The following is a 17,789-nucleotide window of genomic DNA, read 5'->3' as shown; positions in this document are numbered from 1 at the left end:
CATATTATCGCTGCTTTGCCATTTGCTAAAGTTTCGCAGGAGTTTACCGGTGAAAAAACAACACCCCTGGGTCCCCCCGCTCAGCCAGATACCTCGCAGTTTAAAACCTATCGTGAACATGCAGGAAAAACACTACGGTAAGGTGCTTAACCCAACCCGCTGGTGGGGGCGTATGCCGTGGCTGTTTTGGCTGGTGGCGATGTTTGTTGGCTATCTGGAGCGCAGGCGAGCGCGTCTTGACCCTACGCTCCGCGCGTTGCTGATGACCCGTGTATCACAACAGTGCGACTGTGAGTTCTGTATTGATGCCAACAGTTTGCGCCTGGCAGAGCGCTGCGGCGCGATGGATAAAGTGCTGGCGCTGGGCAACTGGCAAACCTCCACGCTGTTTACCCCCGCAGAAAAAGCCGCTCTGGCTTATGCTGACGGTATGACCGCCACACCGCCGCAGATCTCTGATGAACAGAAAAATACGTTACGCTGTCACTTTAATGACGATCAAATTTGTGAGATGACCGCGCTGGTCGCTTTCCAGAATTTATCCGCGCGTTTTAATGCCGCGCTGGATATCCCGTCGCAGGGACTGTGCCCAATGCAAGGAAAAACGGATGCTTGATAAACATCTTCACCCGCGCCTCAAACCGTTACTTAACCGTACTGCGCAATGGCTAGACCGCCCCGGCGTTTCCGCTGATGGCGTCACGCTGGTGGGGTTTGCCATCGGTGTGCTGGCGTTGCCGTTTTTAGCGCTTGGCTGGTATAGCGCGGCGTTGGTGGCGATAGTGCTCAACCGCCTGTTCGACGGCCTTGATGGCGCGCTGGCGCGGCGTCGTGGGTTATCGGATGCGGGCGGTTTCCTGGATATTGCGCTCGATTTCTTGTTTTACGCGCTGGTTCCATTCGGTTTTATCCTCGCCGATCCGGCGGCAAACGCGGTGGCGGGTGGCTGGTTGCTGTTTGCTTTTATGGGCACGGGCAGCAGTTTTCTGGCGTTTGCTGCGCTGGCTGCGAAACATCAAATTGATAACCCCGGCTACGCCCATAAATCGCTTTACTACCTGGGCGGTTTAACCGAGGGGACGGAGACGATTTTGCTGTTCGTGTTGGGTTGCCTGCTTCCGGCGTGGTTTTCGTGGATGGCGTGGTTGTTTGGCGCGTTGTGTTGGTTGACTACGTTTAACCGGGTATGGGGGGGATATATGACGCTGAAAGGGCTTCAGCGTCATGAAGATACAGATTAAAGAGCGTTGTCCGGCTTACGATCGCCCGTTACGGTTGGGTTTTTCGGGTCGGCACTCCATTCGTACCAGCCGCCGTCGTAGACGCTAACGTTCTGCCAACCCATTGCGCGAGCATACATGAAGGTTTCGGATGCGCGCCAGCCCGTGCCGCAATAGAACGAAACCTGTTGCTCCGGCAAAATGCCCCAGGACTTCCACATCTGGGCGATATCGTCGGCGCTACGCATCGTGCCGTCTGGGTTGTGGAAATCTTCCATATGAGTGGAGTCGCTGCCAGCATGGCCCCAACGCGCACCAGCAATGTCGCCTTTTGGCTTAATGTAGTTGTAGCCGCTGGTCGTGCCGATAAATTCTGGCCACGAACGAATACTCACCAAAGAGGCATCTTTACGATGCAACAGACCGCGCGCCTGTTCCATGTCCAGCATCAGTTGTGGTTGACCTGGAATGGTTGCGCCAAAATCGGGTGCGGCTTTTACTGCTTTCGGTAAACCGCGCTCTACCGGCAAGCCCGCGTCTGACCAGGTTTTCCAGCCGCCGTCGAGCAGACGCACATCTTTGACACCCGCATAGAGCATAATTTGCGCCACACGCGCCGCCGCATAAACATCACGGCCGTACAGAATCACGGTGGTGTCATGACGAATGCCGTGCTTAGCCAGCAGGGCTTTTAGCTTGTCGTCGGACACTTTGTTCCACAGCGGCTCGCTTTCCACATCATTGGTGTCGATATAATCGGCGCCGGGAATATGACTGACAAGGTACAGTTTCGGCGCGCCCCAGGCGGCTTCAATCACTTTAACGTCGCCCGCAGGTTTCGCCGTAACATCTTTACCCTGTTGCAGGTCATGCAGCCACTGCGGGTAAACCAGTTGTTCAAACTGCGGTAATTTTTGCAGGCGGGAAGGCTGTTGCAGCGCGTCGCTGAGGGTAGAAATATGCGTGAAACCAGCTTCTTTCAGGCGTTTTTCTACCGCTGCGTTATCTTTGCTGTCGCCGTACAGCGCGATTTCTGTCTCTTTCTTGAGCTGATGCTGCTCCGCCCAGGCAGAAAGCTGCTCGTTGTTCATGGCGGAAAGCCAGCTTGCCGACAGGTTCAATGCCCCTGGTTCGTGACCCTGTGGGCCGTTCGCCTGCTGCGGCCAGCCGTTATAAAACGCGCTCATGCGCGTATCAATAGCGGTTCCTTTTTGCTGCAACAGGTGAGTGAAAGTGAGCGTTTTCGCCGTTTCAGCGGCATATACAGAGGTGGCTAGCCCAAGCGCGAGGGCCAGCGCGGTCAGTTGAGAAACACGTTTCATCAAGGCGTCCGACGAGAAAAATGGAGCGCTATTCTGAATCTTCTATCCCCAAATTACCTTGCGTTAACGCAGTATTTTTCACGTCAACACCAGTTTGCCAATTGCAAACAGGATGAATCTGGCGGTACGTCGTCGGCATCGTGGGTGACTTGTACTACCGGAATATGTTGCTGTTTTAGCTGATTAAACACCCACTGGCGGAAACTGCCGCGTAACTGTTGATCCAGGCGGCTAAACGGCTCATCGAGCAGCAGGGCGTCGGGTTGAGCCAGCAGGGCGCGCAGCAGAGCGACTCGGGCGCGTTGCCCACCGGAGAGCGTCGCGGGGTCGCGGCGGTAGAACCCTGCGAGATCGGCGTGGGCTAACGCTTGCTCAACCTGCGCCTGACGGGCGTGACGTGGTACGCAAGCCGGTAGCGCTAGCCGCAGATTATGCCCAACGCTTAAGTGATCGAACAGCAGCGCATCCTGAAACAGTACGCCAATGCGCCGTTTTTCCGTTGGCTGTGAGTCGCAGCGTTGGCCGTTCAGCCATAGCTCACCGTGTGCTTGAAACGCGCCGTCGAGCGCCCCCACCATCCATGAAAATAGGGTGGATTTGCCGCAACCGGAAGGCCCCATCAGGGTGACGATTTCCCCCGGTTGTACGCAAAAATTAACCTCACGTAACAGCGGTTTTCCCGCCAGCGTTAAGGTTAGATTGTGTACCTGCAACATTAGCGTAATCCTCGGCGGAAGTGGCTGATACGGCGCGCCAGCAGCGCGGTCAGCAAAAAGAAACACATCGGCAATAGCAGTTGCCATAATGCCTGTGCAGCAAGGGTGGCGGTTGCGCCGCCGCTACTGAGCGCGACAGCCTCGGTGGTTAGGGTTGGAAAACGCCCGCCGCCCAGCCATTGTGTAGGCAGATATTGCGCAATACTCACCGAGAAACCAATCGCCATTGCCGACAGCAGCGGGCGAATTATCAGCGGGCATTTGAGCTGGAGAAAAATACGCCCACGTCCCCAGCCGAGCGTCCGTGCCAGCAGGGTTTGGCGCGGGTCAATGTGCCGCCATGCGGGGCGCAGCACAAACAGCATCCACGGCACAACCCACAGTAAATGCCCCCACAGTACGGTACTCCATTGCCCGTCCTGCCAGCTATATAGCGCCAGTTGATATTGCCCCGCCGCCAGCGGTAGCGCGGGCAACAGCAGGGGCAGTTCCACCCAGCGCGGCTGGCGAACAGGCCCCCATTCCAGCCATAGCAGGCAGACAACCGTACCGATAAAGGTAGAAAACAGCGCCAGCCACAGGCTGTTACTGGCGGTGTCGGCTGAGGGTAAGGTGGCGTGTGCCAGCCAGGCTAACAGCAGCACGCAAAGCAGGCCGCTTAACGGCAGTAAAAGGCCGAGGCATCGGCCAGGCAAAAGCGGGAAATGCGGCTGTCGAACGCCGTCGAGGCGCGGATGGTGCGAGCGCCAGGCTCGCCACGTCACAACGGCGAGGCACGCCAACAGTGCCAGCAACGCCAGCAGGAGCAAACAGGCCAGCCCGCCTTTTGCCTGGTCGTCGGCATCGGCGGAGTTGAGCCATTGCCAGGCGAGTACCGCAAGCGTTGGCGGGTTGCCGGGGCCAATCAGCGTGGCGACATCAACCACGGATAATGTCCATGCGGTGGTCGCCAGCAGCGCTACGCTTAACGATGGCATCAGCGCCGGTAAAATCACACTGCTCAGGCACTGCCCGCGCCCGTAACCCAGGCTTTTAAACACCACCACCTGTTCAGCCAGCCGTCGCTCCCCGAGCAGCGCCCAGCACACCCACAGCAGAAAGCCACTCTCTTTTACCGCCAGCACCAGCCCCAGACCAATGCCGTAGCGGTCTTGTACGGGGCTGAGCATGGGCAGCAGGCGGTAAAGCATCCCCCCTTCGGCGAACAGCAGCAGGGCGCAGGTGGCAAAGGCCACGTGCGGTAGCGCCAGCAGCCACGGCAGGCGTGAAGCCAGCCGCTGCCAGCCCGCCGAAGGCCACAGTGTCGCGATCGCCAGTAGCGTCAGGAATAACGCGCCACCCGTGCCGACAAGCGTTGACAGCAACGTCGCCATTACCGCCTGCGGCAGTTGAGCGTCGCTGAGCAGTAACTGCCAATGGGCGACAGAAAATGCCGGTGTCAGCAGCACACCGATGGCTGGAATCAGGGGCAGATAGATAATCAGCATCATGCCCCAGCACAGCAGGATTAATGCGTACCGTAACGGCGCAGCCATTCCTGCTCCAGCGCGTTAACCCAGGCGGCGTGTGGTTCAGCTAATACCGGCGGTGTGTTTTCGGGAATCAACTGTTGCAGCGTTTTTTGCTGCGCGGCGTCCAGTTTGTCTATGGTCAGCACACTTGGGTCGCCCCAAACTGTCGGGTCGGCTTTGCGTAACTGCGCGGCAGGCGATAACAGGAAATTCGCCACCACTTGCGCGGCGGCGCTGGACGATGAATTGGCCGGAATCGCCACGAAGTGAACGTTGCCAATCATGCCGTCCTGGAAGCCAAAGTTGTAGCTGTCTTTAGGCAGCTCGCCTTTGGCGACTTTCTGCTTCGCGTGCATGGGGTTAAACGTCAGCGACAGGCGCAAAGTGCCGTTCGCCAGCATGGTGTCCATCCGTGCGGGCGAGGGGGGGAAATCCTTGCCTTTTCGCCACAAGTGCGGGTGAAGCTGGTCAAGATAGGCCCACAGCGGCGCGGTGACGGTGGCGAATGTGTTGGCCTCTGGCGGCTGTTTTAAGGCATCCGGCGTTGCGGTTAGCGCAATCAGCCATTGTTCTAACAGCGCCGTTCCGGTGAAGTCCGGCGGGCGCGGGTAGGTCACCGTGCCTGGGTGAGCGCGGGCAAAGTCGAGCAATGCTTGTGGCGAGGTAGGCGGCTGCGGCGTTTGTTGCTGGCGGGCGATAAACGTCAGTTGCGCGCTGCCCCACGGTGACTCTGCACCGTCAACCGGCACGGAGAAATCTTCACGCACCGGTTTGCTGAGATCAACGTACTGCCAGTTTGGCAGTTGTTCTGCCCAGCCAGTGCGCAGCAGACTGGCCTCTTTTAACGCGCGGAAGTTTTCACCGTTAACCCACAGCAAATCAACCGAGCCGCCGGTTTTGCGCCCGGCGCGCGCTTCGGTTTGAATGCGTTTTACCGTGTCGGCAGCATCGGCGATATGCACAATACGCAGGTTGATGGCGTAGTCGCGCTTAACTTCACCGCTTACCCAATCGAGATAGTGGTTTACCGCTTCATCGCCGCCCCAGGCGTTAAACCAGACGGTTTGGCCTTTGGCTTCGCGCTGAATTTGCGACCAGTTTTCCGTGCTGGCGGTAGCCTGCGGGCTGAGTGCTAACATTCCCAGCCCCAGCAGGCCGTAACCCAGATGGCGCAGGGTCTTTGCGTGATAACGCATCAAGAATTCCTCTTTTGGCGTTCATGATAGAACGTCTTAGCGACAACGATGGCAAGGGTTAGTGCAAACAGGATAGATAACCCTGTGACTAACCAGAATGTGCCGCCGGTCAGCAGACTTCCCACCCATGAGTAGACGATGGTTGCGGGCAGTTGACCAAGCCCGGTGGCAATAAAAAAATGGCGAAAGCGCACTGAGGTTAGCCCTGCGGCGTAGCTCACTGGGTCGAACGGTACAAACGGCAGCAGGCGGCAAATTAAAATGGTGTGTTTCCCGTAGCGCTCAAAAAAATCGTCAACGCTGTTGAGCACCGCTTTACCGGTGAGTTTTTCCACCACCCCGCGCCCCATAATGCGCGCAATGTAAAAACACAGCGCCGCGCCGACCATTGAACTGCTCCAGGATAGTACCCCGCCCCAAAATGCGCCAAACAGCGAGGCATTGGCGAAAGTTATCAAAAATGCCGGTAGCGGGGCGGCAATGGCCTGGAAGATCATCAACAGGAATGAAACCACCGCCGCTTGTGAACCGTAAGAGTGGATAAACTGCTCGATGCCGTGCTGATCTAGCGCCATAAACGCGTTCAGGCTGCGTTCCACAAACGTATTGACGCTGGGTATCCAGAGCCACGCCAGCAGCGCGGCAATAAACACGACGACGATCAGCGCACGGTAATACCAGAGCGCTCGACTTTTGGCTGTTATCACAATTCCTCCGTGGAAAGGTCTACCTTTTTATAGCGCGCGTAGCGCTTTGCCGCCTGTACTAAGGCGAATAGCAGTAGCCCCGCGAGGCTGAGTTTAAACACAAATGCCAGACTGATACCGTCAACGGCCAGTTCATTTGCCATCAATGAATAAATAAAAACTCCGGGGAGCGTTGTCAGCGCTGAAATAAGGGTATACGGCCAGAAGGGAATAGCCGTCAGGCCGTAGGCGTAATTTTGAATATTGTAGGGAAATAGGGGTATCAGGCGTGTCAAAATTAAAAAGTCGATGCCGCTGCGGGTTATTCCGCGTTCGATAGCCTGAAAGGTGGCGGTATGGCCAACGTAGCGTAACAGCAGTTCGCGCCCCAGGCTACGGGCGAGCAAAAACGACGCGGCGGAAGCCACGGTTGCCGCCACCAGTGACAGCAGTGTGCCGAGCCACGGGCCAAAGACGATACCGCCGACAATCACCAGTACGCTGCCGGGCATCAGGCATATTGTCGCGACAATAAATAGCGCAATATACAGCCCATAACCCAGCGTGCCGCTGTGGCGGACAAGACTCTGTAAATATCGGAAATTGGTGACCAGATCGGCCAGGCCAAATACATGAATCAGCGCGATAAGGCTGCTGATAACAGCAACAATGAGCAGGAGCTTAGAGGCTGCGTAATACCGACTTCTTTTGCATGGGGGGTCTCCTGCCGGGAAGAAACAGTGCGCGCGACGGTATTATAGATTAGCCCTGACGGCAAGGAGATCGCGTCGCTTTATTGATTTTGCTCAGAATTATCCCTCTCCGTCATTATACCGGAGAGGGAATAATGCTTATTTGAAGGTCGCCCACACCGGCGCGTGATCCGACGGTTTTTCCATGCTGCGAATTTCGTAGTCGATGCCGGTTTCCACACAGTGCGCCGCCAGCGGTTGGCTTGCCAGCAGCAGATCTATACGCAGGCCACGGTTGTCATCAAAGCCTTTAGAACGGTAGTCGAACCAGGAGAAACGGTCGTTAGTTTCGGGATTGGCGTGACGGAAAGTATCAACTAGCCCCCAGCCGAGCAGGCGTTCCATCCATGCTCGTTCTTCCGGCAGGAATGAACATTTGCCGGTGCGTAACCAGCGTTTGCGGTTCTCTTCACCAATGCCGATATCCAGATCGGTCGGGCTAATATTCATGTCGCCCATAATCAGCACCGGGTTTTCTTTATTCAGGTGCGTTTCCAGATAGTCCTGTAGGTCCTGGTAGAACTTGGTTTTTGCCGGAAACTTGGTTTCGTGGTCGCGGCTTTCACCCTGTGGGAAGTAGCCGTTAATCACCGTAACGTTGCCAAATGGCGAGGGGACTTCGGCAATAATGATACGACGTTGGGCGTCTTCAGCATCGGTCGGGAAGCCACGATGCACTGCTACCGGTTCGGCTTTGGTCAACAACGCCACGCCGTAGTGGCCTTTTTGCCCGTGGTAGAAAATGTGGTAGCCGAGCTTTGCAACCTCGTCGAGAGGAAACATGTCGTCGTGAACTTTTGTCTCCTGCAAGCCAATGACATCGGGCTGATGCTTTTCAACAATAGCTTCCAGTTGATGAGGGCGGGCGCGCAGGCCGTTGATATTAAAAGAGACAAATTTCATAGTCGCTTCCGCTTTTGCAAGGTGAATTGTGACCGGATAGTAGCAGAAATTGTGTTGCCTGACTGTCTTTGAATGGCTTTGCTGGCCGATTTCTTTCATTGGCGATTCCATCAATCGGTCTTCACGCAGGTCGACCCTCACTTGGCGAGCAAAATTTGCACCACACTGGAGCGTGTTGCGCCGAATAGGTGCGTAAACTGACGATTTATTTCGCAGTCGATCACACATTCAGAACGATATTTTGCTGATGCATAATATTTCTTAATTTTGCCCTGAAAACGGCGCGAAGATGTCAGATATTCACTTTGTATGCATTTTTGATGAATAATTCACTTTTGTAAGTGATTGATATTTCGCTACCACTCCGATTTTATGCATTTTCCCTCCTCGCTGGCACGAACCGTGCAATCTACATTTACAGTGAAAATCATCAAATAATTAACATAAATTAAACCTTTTATTTACCTGTCGAGGTCGCTATGTCTCAGTCAATCAGCCGTCAAAATTTTGATCAGTGGATGATGCCCGTTTACGCACCGGCTCCGTTTATTCCTGTACGCGGTGAAGGGGCCTGGCTGTGGGATCAACAGGGGAAAGGCTATATCGATTTTGCGGGCGGTATTGCCGTTAATGCCCTGGGACATGCGCATCCGGCGATGGTGCGTGCGCTGACCGAACAGGCGACAAAGTTCTGGCACACCGGCAACGGCTACACCAACGAACCGGCGCTGCGCTTGGCGAAACAGTTGATTGACGCCACATTTGCCGATCGCATCTTCTTTTGCAACTCCGGGGCCGAGGCGAACGAAGCGGCGCTGAAGACCGCGCGTAAATTTGCTCACGAGCGTGCCGGCAGCCATAAAAGTGGCATTGTGGCGTTTAAAAATGCCTTCCACGGACGCACCCTGTTTACCGTGACGGCGGGTGGGCAGCCCGCCTATTCGCAAGATTTTGCCCCCTTACCGGCGGAAATCTGCCACGGCATTTATAACGATATCGACTCTGCGCGCGAACTGATAAACGACAGCACCTGTGCGGTGATTGTGGAGCCGATACAAGGCGAAGGCGGCGTCATTCCGGCGTCGCCAGCCTTTTTACGCGAACTGCGCGAACTCTGCGACCGCCACCATGCGGTGCTGGTTTTTGATGAAGTGCAAACTGGCGTGGGCCGTACCGGTGAGTTGTACGCATACCAGCACTATGGCGTCACGCCTGATCTGCTGACCACCGCGAAAGCGCTGGGCGGCGGCTTCCCTATTGGTGCGCTGCTGGCGCGTGAGGAGATAGCCCTCGTGATGACCGTCGGGACGCACGGGACAACTTACGGCGGCAACCCGCTGGCCTGCGCGGTGGCAGGAGAAGTGCTGTCGATAATTAATACTCCGCAGGTGTTGAACGGGGTGAAACAGCGGGAGCAGTGGTTCAAAGAGCGGCTACAGGCGATTAACGCCCAATGGGGCCTGTTCAGTGACATTCGCGGCGTCGGCCTGCTGATTGGCTGCGCGTTGCGCGAGGAGTACGCCGGAAAAGCGAAGCTAATTAGCCAGTTAGCGGCTGATGAAGGGCTAATGGTGCTGATTGCTGGGCCGAGCGTGGTGCGTTTTGCGCCGTCGCTGATTGTGGCTGAGGAGGATGTCACTCTTGGGCTTAACCGCTTTGCCAGTGCCTGTGAACGGTTTATTGCGGGGGAATCATCATGATGATTATCCGTCCAGTGGCAGCCGGCGATTTGTCCGGCCTGCTAAAACTTGCCGGAGAAACGGGCGGCGGGTTGACCTCGTTGCCCGCCGACGAAAACACCCTGTCGGCGCGCATTGCCCGCGCCCAGGCCACCTGGCAAGGCGTGTTACCGCGTGGCGATCAAGGCTACGTTTTTGTGCTGGAAAATACCCGCAGCGGTGAGGTGGTAGGCGTCTGTGCGATTGAAGTCGCCGTGGGGATCAATGACCCCTGGTACAACTACCGCGTGGGCACGCTGGTACACGCCTCAAAAGAGCTGAACGTCTACAACGCGCTGCCAACGCTGTTTTTGACCAACGACCACACCGGTAGCAGCGAGCTGTGTACGCTGTTTCTTGACCCGGCATGGCGCAAAGAGAGTAACGGGCATCTGTTGTCCTCCTCCCGTTTTCTGTTTATGGCGGCATTCCGCGACTGTTTTAACCACAAAGTGGTGGCAGAAATGCGCGGCGTGATTGATGAACACGGCTATTCACCGTTTTGGGAGAGCCTGGGCAAACGCTTTTTCTCGATGGAATTTGCCCGCGCTGACTACCTGTGTGGAACCGGTCAGAAAGCGTTTATTGCCGAACTGATGCCGAAGCACCCGATCTATACCGATTTTCTCAGCGAAGAAGCGCGGGCGGTGATAGGTCAGGTGCATCCACAAACGGCACCCGCCAGAGCGGTGCTGGAAAAAGAAGGTTTCCGCTATCGCGATTATGTTGACATATTCGACGGCGGTCCAACGCTTGAATGTGAGATTGACCGCGTGCGGGCGGTACGCAAAAGCCGCCTGGTGACGGCACAAGAAGGGGACGCCGGTGACTCATCGCTGCCGCTGTGCGTTGTCGCCAACGAACAATATCAGCACTATCGCGCCATGCTGGTTCACGCTGACCCGCAGTGCGAAATATTAACGTTAACCGCCGAACAGTTAGATGCCCTGAATTGCCACTCCGGCGACACCGTTCGCCTGGTGCGCCTGTGCCCTGAGGAGAAAAAATAATGACGCTATGGATTAACGGTGAATGGCTTTCCGGGCACGGCTCACAGCGCCAGAGCGCAAACCCAGTGACCGGCGAAAGCGTTTGGCAGGGAAACGATGCCGATGACCGGCAGACGGAACAGGCCGTTGAGGCCGCGCGCGCGGCGTTTCCCGCATGGGCGCGGCGACCTTTTAATGAACGTCAGCAGATTGTCGAAATATTTGGCCGTTTGCTGGATGAACATAAAACGGCGCTTGGCGAGATTATCGCCCGTGAAACCGGCAAACCGCGCTGGGAAGCGGCGACCGAAGTGACGGCGATGATCAATAAAATCGCGATTTCGCAGGCGGCCTATCACAGCCGCACCGGTGAAAGTACCGCTGCGCTGCCGGACGGTTCAGCCACGTTGCGCCATCGCCCGCATGGCGTACTGGCGGTGTTTGGCCCGTACAACTTCCCTGGACACTTGCCGAACGGCCATATTGTTCCGGCGCTGTTAGCCGGTAACACGGTGGTGTTTAAACCCAGTGAACTGACGCCCGCCTGTGGCGAAGCGGTTGCTAAGCTGTGGCAGCAAGCCGGATTGCCTGATGGGGTGTTTAATTTGCTGCAAGGAGGACGTGAAACCGGTGAGGCGCTCAGCCGCCAGCCGGGGCTGGATGGTGTGCTGTTTACCGGTAGCTCAGCGACAGGATACCAACTGCATCGCCAGTTGGCGGGGCAACCACAAAAAATCCTCGCACTGGAAATGGGCGGCAATAACCCGCTGATTATTGATGACCCGCAGGATATCGATGCCGCCGTCCACCTGACCATTCAATCCGCGTTTATCACCGCCGGGCAGCGTTGTACCTGCGCGCGGCGGTTGTTGGTTAAACGTGGTGCGTTGGGCGATGCGTTTTTGCAACGGCTGGTGGAGGTGAGCGGGCGCATTATGCCTGATGCATGGAATGGCGAGCCGCAGCCGTTCATCGGCGGGCTTATCTCCCCACAGGCGGCTGAACGGGTGTATGAGGCCTGGCAGCAGCAGGTCGCAAAAGGCGGGAAAACGCTGCTGGCCCCGCGTTTAATCCGCCCGGGTACTTCACTGCTCACACCGGGCATTATCGAGCTGACGACGGCGCAGGACATTGCCGATGAAGAAGTCTTTGGCCCGCTGTTAGGTGTCTGGCGCTATGACGATTTTGCGCAAGCTATTACGCTTGCTAACGCCACACGGTATGGCCTCTCTTGCGGGCTGGTATCGCCGGACAGACAGAAGTTCGAGCAGTTGTTGTTGGAAGCGCGAGCCGGGATAGTCAACTGGAACAAACCGCTCACCGGTGCGGCGAGTAGCGCGCCGTTTGGGGGCGTGGGCGCGTCTGGTAATCATCGACCAGGCGCATGGTATGCCGCAGATTACTGCGCATGGCCAATGGCGAGCCTTGAATCGGCACAACTGGCGCTACCCGCCACTTTAAGCCCTGGCCTGGATTTTGAGCGTGAGGTGCAGTCATGAACGCCTGGGAGGTCAACTTTGATGGCTTGCCTGGGCTAACGCACCATTATGCCGGGCTGTCTTTTGGCAATGAAGCCTCGACCAAGCACCAGTATCAGGTGTCGAACCCGCAACGCGCCGCGAAGCAAGGGCTACTGAAAATGAAAGCGCTAGCCGATGCGGGTTTCCCCCAGGGGGTGATACCGCCACAGGAACGGCCCAATGTGGCGCTGTTGCGCCAGTTGGGCTTTAGTGGCCGTGATGAGCAGGTGGTGGCGAAAGCGGCGGCACATGCGCCGGATCTGCTGAGTGCCGCCAGTTCGGCATCGGCAATGTGGGTTGCCAACGCTGCGACGGTGTGCCCTTCAGCAGATGCGCTGGACGGCAAAGTACATTTTACGGTCGCCAATTTAAGCAGCCTGCTGCATCGCGCCAGTGAAGCGCCGACGACTCAGACCCTTTTGCAGGCAATCTTTCGCGATGTGGCGCATTTTTCGGTGCACGGCGCACTGCCGTCGGTGGCGATGCTGGGGGATGAAGGGGCGGCAAATCATAACCGTTTGGGCCGTGACTACGGGCAGCCGGGTACGCAGCTCTTTATTTATGGCCGCGATGCTTCAGCCTCTTTGCAGCCGCAGCGCTATCCGGCGCGGCAAACCCGTGCCGCCAGTGAAGCGGTGGCGCGCCTGAATCAGCTCAACCCGAATCAGGTGATTTTTGCCCAGCAAAATCCCCAGGTGATAGATCAAGGCGTGTTCCATAATGATGTCATTGCCGTCAGTCATCGAGAGGTGCTGTTTTGCCACGCCGAGGCGTTTGTTGACCAGCCGCTGTTGATGGCGCGGCTGGCACAAAAAGTGCCTGGCTTTCGCGCTATTGAAGTGCCCAGCGCGGAAGTGACGGTGGCAGAAGCGGTGTCAACGTATCTGTTTAACAGCCAGCTACTGAGCAAAGCCGATGGCAGCATGATGCTGGTACTGCCTGGTGAGGTTGAAGAGAACCCACGCGTTTGGCGGTATCTCAATGCGCTATTGGCGCAGGATAACCCGATTGATACGCTGCGGGTGTTTGACCTGCGCGAAAGTATGGCTAACGGCGGTGGCCCTGCCTGTTTGCGCCTGCGGGTGGTGCTGAATGAGGCGGAGCGCAAAGCGGTAAACCCTGCGGTGATGATGAACGATGCGTTGTTTGCCACGCTCAATAATTGGGTAGATTGCTACTACCGCGACAGGCTTACCCAGGCCGACCTGGCCGATCCGCAGTTGTTGCGAGAGGGGCGTGAAGCACTGGACCGATTAACTCAAATTTTGCAGCTTGGCTCTGTGTATCCTTTCCAGCGTTAAGGAGTCGGCATGAAACAGTTTCTGGCGTTGACGCTGGCGGGCAGGCTGCCGCCACAGGTGGAAGGTGACACCGAACATTTTCATTGGCAATGGCGCGAGGTGGGGATTTTACAGCTCACGCCGCATCAGCCTTGTGCGCAGGCGCTGGTGCTATCGACGGGGATCCACGGTAATGAAACCGCGCCGGTCGAAATCGTGGATAACCTGCTAAGTGCGTTACTTGCCGGGCGGCAAAAACTGCGCTGGCATTTACTGGTGGTGCTGGGTAACCCACCGGCGCTGCGGCAAAACCAGCGTTATTTGCACAGCGACCTTAACCGCATGTTTGGCGCGCGCTGGCGGCATTTTCCGGTGAGTGATGAGACCATTCGCGCGGCATGTCTGGAACAGGCGGTGACGGCGTTTTTCCAGCGTTGTCCGGCAGAGGTGCGCTGGCATCTGGATTTACATACCGCTATTCGCGGCTCGCATCATCCCCGGTTTGGGGTGCTACCGGCACGCGCATCGCCGTGGGATGCGCCGTTTCTGAGTTGGCTAGGCTCTGCGGGGGTACAGGCATTAGTCTTTCACCAGGCACCTGGCGGTACTTTTACCCATTATACCAGCGAGAATTTTGAGGCTTTGGCCTGTACGTTAGAGCTGGGAAAGGCGCGGCCTTTTGGGCAAAACGATCTCAGCCAGTTTGCCTTAACGGCGCACCAGCTAGGGCATCTGCTGGCTGGAGAGTTAGGCGGTGGGGCATTGACCGTGCCGCTGCATTATCGCGTGGTACAGCAGATTACCCGACGCAGTGCCGATTTTCGGCTGTATATGTCAGCGCAGACGCTGAACTTTACGCCGTTCGCCAGAGGGACGTTATTAGCTGAAGATGGCGATACCCGCTATGTGGTGGAATCCGGTTGCGAATACGTGCTGTTCCCGAATCCTGATGTCGCGCTGGGGCTGCGAGCGGGGTTAATGCTGGAGCGTTGTCCTCCCGCAACGTAGAATTTATCGCGAGGCGTTCTTAATTAAACTGCGCCGCAGCGTCTGAGACTGCGGCTTTATTACGTCGCTTCGTTTTTATTGCGGATTATTCTTATAATATTGCTTTATTATTAATCATAGCTGCTTTATGATTTATTAAAAATGTCCCATTAATCAGTGTTTTGAATATTTTTATTGCAACTCTCCATACTTTATCCTTAATTTCCTCATAATTGGCGTGAAATTGTTTTCTCCACTTTCATTGTTTTACGCACGCTCTGATTAATTGACGATAAAACTCGTAAAGTGAGTCTCGTCAACACGGCGATGCGCCGTCAGAATAACTGAAAGTAAGGACTTGATAATGAAAAAATTAACGGCTCTGTTTGTTGCTTCTACTCTGGCTCTGGGCGCGGCTAACCTGGCTCATGCAGCCGATGCGACCTCTGCAACGGCGACCGATGCCGCACAGCCAAACGCGAAAATGATGCATCACCACAAAGGTAAAATGGGCCAACGTCATGACATGATGTTCCAGGGGCTGAACCTGACTGATGCACAGAAACAGCAGGTGCGTGACATCATGAAAGAGGGGCGCGACCACATGAAACGCCCGTCTCAGGATGAGATGCGTGAGATGCACAACCTGGTAGCCAGCGACAGCTTCGACAAGGCGAAAGCCGAAGCGCAAATCAACAAAATGGAACAACAGCATAAAGCGATGATGCTGACTCGTCTGGAAAACCAGAACAAGATCTACAACATCTTAACGCCGGAACAGAAAAAGCAATTTAATGCCAATTTTGAGAAGCGTCTTGCAGAACATAAAGCGCCAGAAGGTAACATGACTCCTGCGCCTGCCGAATAATCTCATCGGCACACTGTCTTAAGACCGCCGAATCTGCTCATACGCCGCTGGCTATGGGCAGATTCGGCGGTTTTCTTTATGCGAATTATTTCTTCCAGAAATCATCAAACACCGTGATAGGCGGGCGGCGTTTGTGTTCGGTTTTCAGATACCAGCCTTCGATAATCTTCGCCAGTTCCGGGGCGATAGTTTTGCCTTCCAGATAGTCGTCGATGTTGTCGTAAGTGACACCCAGCGCCACTTCATCTGGCAGAGAAGGGCGATCGTCTTCTAAATCTGCGGTTGGCGCTTTCTTATAAAGGTGCTCTGGGCAGCCTAGCTCGGCGAGTAGCTGTTTCCCCTGGCGTTTGTTGAGGCGGAAAATAGGGTTGATATCCGTACCGCCGTCGCCGTATTTGGTGAAGAAACCGGTGATCGCTTCTGCTGCGTGATCGGTTCCCACCACGACGCCGTGGGTCATTCCGGCAATGCTGTACTGCGCTTTCATCCGTTCACGGGCTTTTTCATTACCCCGAACAAAGTCGCTAAGCTCGATGCCCGCTTCACGTAATGCCTGCTCGCTGGCTAGCACTGCGGCTTTAATATTCACCGTTAGTACGCGATCTGGCTCAATAAAGGCAATCGCATCCTGACAATCCTGCTCGTCGGCCTGCACACCATACGGCAAACGCACGGCAATAAACTGCAACGCACTGTCGCCGGTTTCCTGGCGTAACTCATTGATGGCCTGTTGGCACAGTTTGCCGGCGAGGGTAGAGTCCTGGCCGCCGCTAATCCCCAGTACCAGGGATTTGATAAACGGATAGGTTTTCAGATATGTCTTGAGAAAATCCACGCTGCGGCGGATCTCTTCTTGTGCATTAATCTGTGGTTTTGCACCGAGTGCCTGAATAATGTCTTGTTGTAATCCCACTTACCCCTCCTGAATGTGTGTGCCAGCCTGAATGCCGCTGCTGATAAGCCATCAGAACAAAGTGTTAAAGCTACCTCTTTGACGGTAAAACGACAAGGATCACCGTTTTGACTGATGTAAATTAATCCGATTCTTCAGCGATTAAGACAGTCATTTGGCCGTATTAGTTGATAAATAGCGTTATTTATTCCAGGCTTAAAATACATCAATAAAAAGGAGAAGGTAGATGAACAAGAAAGTAGTAGGGCTTCTGGGCGCGGCAACCGTACTGGCGATGCTGGCAGGCTGTACCGCGTACGATCGTACTAAAGACCAGTTCACCCAGCCGGTGGTTAAGGATGTCAAAAAAGGCATGAGCCGCGCGCAGGTCGCGCAAATTGCCGGTAAGCCGTCTTCTGAAGTGACGATGATTCACGCGCGCGGGACTTGCCAGACCTATATCTTGGGTCAACGTGATGGTAAAGCAGAAAGCTACTTCGTGGCGCTGGATGATACCGGCCATGTGATCAACTCTGGTTACCAGACCTGTGCCGAGTACGACTCCGATCCTGCGAAGGCTAAGTAATCTTCGTGTGTTCATCGGACATCTACGAAAGCCCGACCTCAGTGTCGGGCTTTTTTATGAGTCATCATGCTTATTTCATGTCGCGAATTATTTTGAGCAAAGTGTGAAGGTAGTCAAAAGCGGAGGTCAATGAGAGACAATTTTGCTGTGCTAAGAATTATCCGTACACAATTTGATGCCGTATACTCATCCCATAAACAGAAGATAGCTCATCTGTTACATAAGAGGGTAGTGGGCACAAGGAACAACGCCCGGTGATGACAGATTTCACAAATTGAGGAAGCGTGAATGGAAAAGAAATATATCTATCTATTTTGCTCTGCGGGGATGTCTACTTCATTGTTGGTATCCAAAATGCGTACACAGGCTGAGAAATACGAAGTACCGGTCGTGATTGAGGCATTCTCCGAAGCATTCGCAGCAGAAAAAGGCCCTGAAGCCGACGTTATTTTACTCGGCCCACAAATTGGCTATATGCTGCAAGATATTCAAAAGATTTTGCCAAACAAGCCCGTTGAAGTTATTGACTCAACGTTGTATGGCAAAGTCGATGGTTTAGGTGTGCTTAAAGCAGCGGTTGCTGCAATTAAAAAAGCCGCTGCGCAGTAAATTTTATTATTATTTTCCCGTCAAAGAGTTATTT

Annotated in this window: 18 protein-coding genes; 10 read left to right on the top strand and 8 right to left on the bottom strand. The window is 55.2% G+C overall.

Annotated elements, in window-relative coordinates; translation table 11 throughout:
- The first annotated feature begins 49 nt into the window (after positions 1-49).
- Both AC6I4B_RS13655 and AC6I4B_RS13650 read left to right on the top strand, forming a co-directional pair.
- The gene (locus AC6I4B_RS13655; protein ID WP_497765831.1) at positions 50-616 is read left to right on the top strand and encodes a carboxymuconolactone decarboxylase family protein; all 567 of its coding nucleotides are present in this window, start codon (positions 50-52) and stop codon (positions 614-616) included.
- Positions 609-1,241 carry a CDP-alcohol phosphatidyltransferase family protein gene (locus AC6I4B_RS13650; protein WP_497765829.1) on the top strand — a complete coding sequence of 211 codons (633 nt, stop codon included), beginning with the start codon at positions 609-611 and terminating at the stop codon, positions 1,239-1,241. Before AC6I4B_RS13655 ends, AC6I4B_RS13650 begins: the two co-directional genes overlap by 8 nt.
- Here AC6I4B_RS13650 and AC6I4B_RS13645 read toward each other — a convergent pair.
- The 7 genes from AC6I4B_RS13645 to xthA all read right to left on the bottom strand — a co-directional run bounded on the left by AC6I4B_RS13645 (position 1,238) and on the right by xthA (position 8,306).
- The gene (locus AC6I4B_RS13645; protein WP_497765828.1) at positions 1,238-2,542 is read right to left on the bottom strand and encodes a sulfurtransferase; all 1,305 of its coding nucleotides are present in this window, start codon (positions 2,540-2,542) and stop codon (positions 1,238-1,240) included. The genes AC6I4B_RS13650 and AC6I4B_RS13645 overlap by 4 nt on opposite strands.
- A gap of 83 nt (positions 2,543-2,625) precedes the next feature.
- On the bottom strand, positions 2,626-3,258 hold the full coding sequence (locus AC6I4B_RS13640; RefSeq protein WP_497765826.1) for an ATP-binding cassette domain-containing protein: 633 nt from the start codon (positions 3,256-3,258) through the stop codon (positions 2,626-2,628).
- Entirely contained in the window at positions 3,258-4,793 is a 1,536-nt protein-coding gene (locus AC6I4B_RS13635) for an ABC transporter permease subunit (RefSeq protein ID WP_497765824.1), read from the bottom strand. The genes AC6I4B_RS13640 and AC6I4B_RS13635 overlap by 1 nt, the downstream gene beginning before the upstream one ends.
- Positions 4,766-5,944: an ABC transporter substrate-binding protein gene (locus AC6I4B_RS13630; RefSeq protein WP_497772161.1), complete on the bottom strand. Its 1,179-nt coding sequence runs from the start codon at positions 5,942-5,944 to the stop codon at positions 4,766-4,768. The genes AC6I4B_RS13635 and AC6I4B_RS13630 overlap by 28 nt, the downstream gene beginning before the upstream one ends.
- A gap of 20 nt (positions 5,945-5,964) precedes the next feature.
- Positions 5,965-6,669 carry a TVP38/TMEM64 family protein gene (locus AC6I4B_RS13625; RefSeq protein ID WP_497772160.1) on the bottom strand — a complete coding sequence of 235 codons (705 nt, stop codon included), beginning with the start codon at positions 6,667-6,669 and terminating at the stop codon, positions 5,965-5,967.
- A complete protein-coding gene (locus AC6I4B_RS13620) occupies positions 6,669-7,310 on the bottom strand; it encodes a TVP38/TMEM64 family protein (RefSeq protein WP_497772158.1) in 642 nt (213 codons plus the stop codon). Before AC6I4B_RS13620 ends, AC6I4B_RS13625 begins: the two co-directional genes overlap by 1 nt.
- Before the next feature lie 192 nt (positions 7,311-7,502).
- Entirely contained in the window at positions 7,503-8,306 is an 804-nt protein-coding gene (xthA, locus tag AC6I4B_RS13615) for an exodeoxyribonuclease III (RefSeq protein WP_497765822.1), read from the bottom strand.
- A 479-nt stretch (positions 8,307-8,785) separates the two neighbouring features.
- Between xthA and AC6I4B_RS13610 the strand changes: the two genes are divergently transcribed.
- The 6 genes from AC6I4B_RS13610 to spy all read left to right on the top strand — a co-directional run bounded on the left by AC6I4B_RS13610 (position 8,786) and on the right by spy (position 15,668).
- A complete protein-coding gene (locus AC6I4B_RS13610) occupies positions 8,786-10,006 on the top strand; it encodes an aspartate aminotransferase family protein (RefSeq protein WP_497765821.1) in 1,221 nt (406 codons plus the stop codon).
- Positions 10,003-11,034 (top strand): arginine N-succinyltransferase, encoded by a 1,032-nt coding sequence (astA, locus tag AC6I4B_RS13605; protein WP_497765819.1) that lies wholly within the window; start codon positions 10,003-10,005, stop codon positions 11,032-11,034. Before AC6I4B_RS13610 ends, astA begins: the two co-directional genes overlap by 4 nt.
- A complete protein-coding gene (gene astD / locus AC6I4B_RS13600) occupies positions 11,034-12,512 on the top strand; it encodes a succinylglutamate-semialdehyde dehydrogenase (protein WP_497765818.1) in 1,479 nt (492 codons plus the stop codon). The genes astA and astD overlap by 1 nt, the downstream gene beginning before the upstream one ends.
- Positions 12,509-13,834 carry an N-succinylarginine dihydrolase gene (astB, locus tag AC6I4B_RS13595; protein WP_497765816.1) on the top strand — a complete coding sequence of 442 codons (1,326 nt, stop codon included), beginning with the start codon at positions 12,509-12,511 and terminating at the stop codon, positions 13,832-13,834. The genes astD and astB overlap by 4 nt, the downstream gene beginning before the upstream one ends.
- Positions 13,835-13,843: 9 nt before the next feature.
- Positions 13,844-14,821, top strand: coding sequence for a succinylglutamate desuccinylase (gene astE, locus AC6I4B_RS13590; protein ID WP_497765815.1), 978 nt, complete (start codon positions 13,844-13,846; stop codon positions 14,819-14,821).
- Positions 14,822-15,161: 340 nt separating this feature from the next.
- Entirely contained in the window at positions 15,162-15,668 is a 507-nt protein-coding gene (spy, locus tag AC6I4B_RS13585) for an ATP-independent periplasmic protein-refolding chaperone Spy (RefSeq protein ID WP_497772157.1), read from the top strand.
- Positions 15,669-15,753: 85 nt separating this feature from the next.
- Here the strand turns inward: spy and nadE are convergent, their stop codons facing one another.
- Positions 15,754-16,581 (bottom strand): NAD(+) synthase, encoded by an 828-nt coding sequence (gene nadE, locus AC6I4B_RS13580; RefSeq protein WP_497765813.1) that lies wholly within the window; start codon positions 16,579-16,581, stop codon positions 15,754-15,756.
- 226 nt (positions 16,582-16,807) lie between these two features.
- On the opposite strand from nadE, the gene osmE reads away from it, so the two are divergent.
- Positions 16,808-17,146, top strand: coding sequence for an osmotically-inducible lipoprotein OsmE (osmE, locus tag AC6I4B_RS13575; RefSeq protein ID WP_497765811.1), 339 nt, complete (start codon positions 16,808-16,810; stop codon positions 17,144-17,146).
- Positions 17,147-17,434: 288 nt separating this feature from the next.
- Entirely contained in the window at positions 17,435-17,755 is a 321-nt protein-coding gene (locus AC6I4B_RS13570; RefSeq protein WP_497765809.1) for a PTS sugar transporter subunit IIB, read from the top strand.
- Positions 17,756-17,789: the final 34 nt, after the last annotated feature.

This window comes from Kluyvera fluvialis, assembly GCF_059725275.1.
The sequence above is the reverse complement of the archived record's forward strand: the minus strand, read 5'-3'. Positions and strand labels throughout refer to the sequence as shown.

What these genes read in the sequence shown, in the direction of transcription:
- AC6I4B_RS13650 (WP_497765829.1), top strand. Translation starts at nt 609, where the DNA reads ATGCTTGATAAACATCTTCACCCGCGCCTCAAACCGTTACTTAACCGT.
- AC6I4B_RS13645 (WP_497765828.1), bottom strand. Translation starts at nt 2,542, where the DNA reads ATGAAACGTGTTTCTCAACTGACCGCGCTGGCCCTCGCGCTTGGGCTA.
- AC6I4B_RS13640 (WP_497765826.1), bottom strand. Translation starts at nt 3,258, where the DNA reads ATGTTGCAGGTACACAATCTAACCTTAACGCTGGCGGGAAAACCGCTG.
- AC6I4B_RS13635 (WP_497765824.1), bottom strand. Translation starts at nt 4,793, where the DNA reads ATGGCTGCGCCGTTACGGTACGCATTAATCCTGCTGTGCTGGGGCATG.
- xthA (WP_497765822.1), bottom strand. Translation starts at nt 8,306, where the DNA reads ATGAAATTTGTCTCTTTTAATATCAACGGCCTGCGCGCCCGCCCTCAT.
- AC6I4B_RS13610 (WP_497765821.1), top strand. Translation starts at nt 8,786, where the DNA reads ATGTCTCAGTCAATCAGCCGTCAAAATTTTGATCAGTGGATGATGCCC.
- astA (WP_497765819.1), top strand. Translation starts at nt 10,003, where the DNA reads ATGATGATTATCCGTCCAGTGGCAGCCGGCGATTTGTCCGGCCTGCTA.
- astD (WP_497765818.1), top strand. Translation starts at nt 11,034, where the DNA reads ATGACGCTATGGATTAACGGTGAATGGCTTTCCGGGCACGGCTCACAG.
- astB (WP_497765816.1), top strand. Translation starts at nt 12,509, where the DNA reads ATGAACGCCTGGGAGGTCAACTTTGATGGCTTGCCTGGGCTAACGCAC.
- astE (WP_497765815.1), top strand. Translation starts at nt 13,844, where the DNA reads ATGAAACAGTTTCTGGCGTTGACGCTGGCGGGCAGGCTGCCGCCACAG.
- osmE (WP_497765811.1), top strand. Translation starts at nt 16,808, where the DNA reads ATGAACAAGAAAGTAGTAGGGCTTCTGGGCGCGGCAACCGTACTGGCG.
- AC6I4B_RS13570 (WP_497765809.1), top strand. Translation starts at nt 17,435, where the DNA reads ATGGAAAAGAAATATATCTATCTATTTTGCTCTGCGGGGATGTCTACT.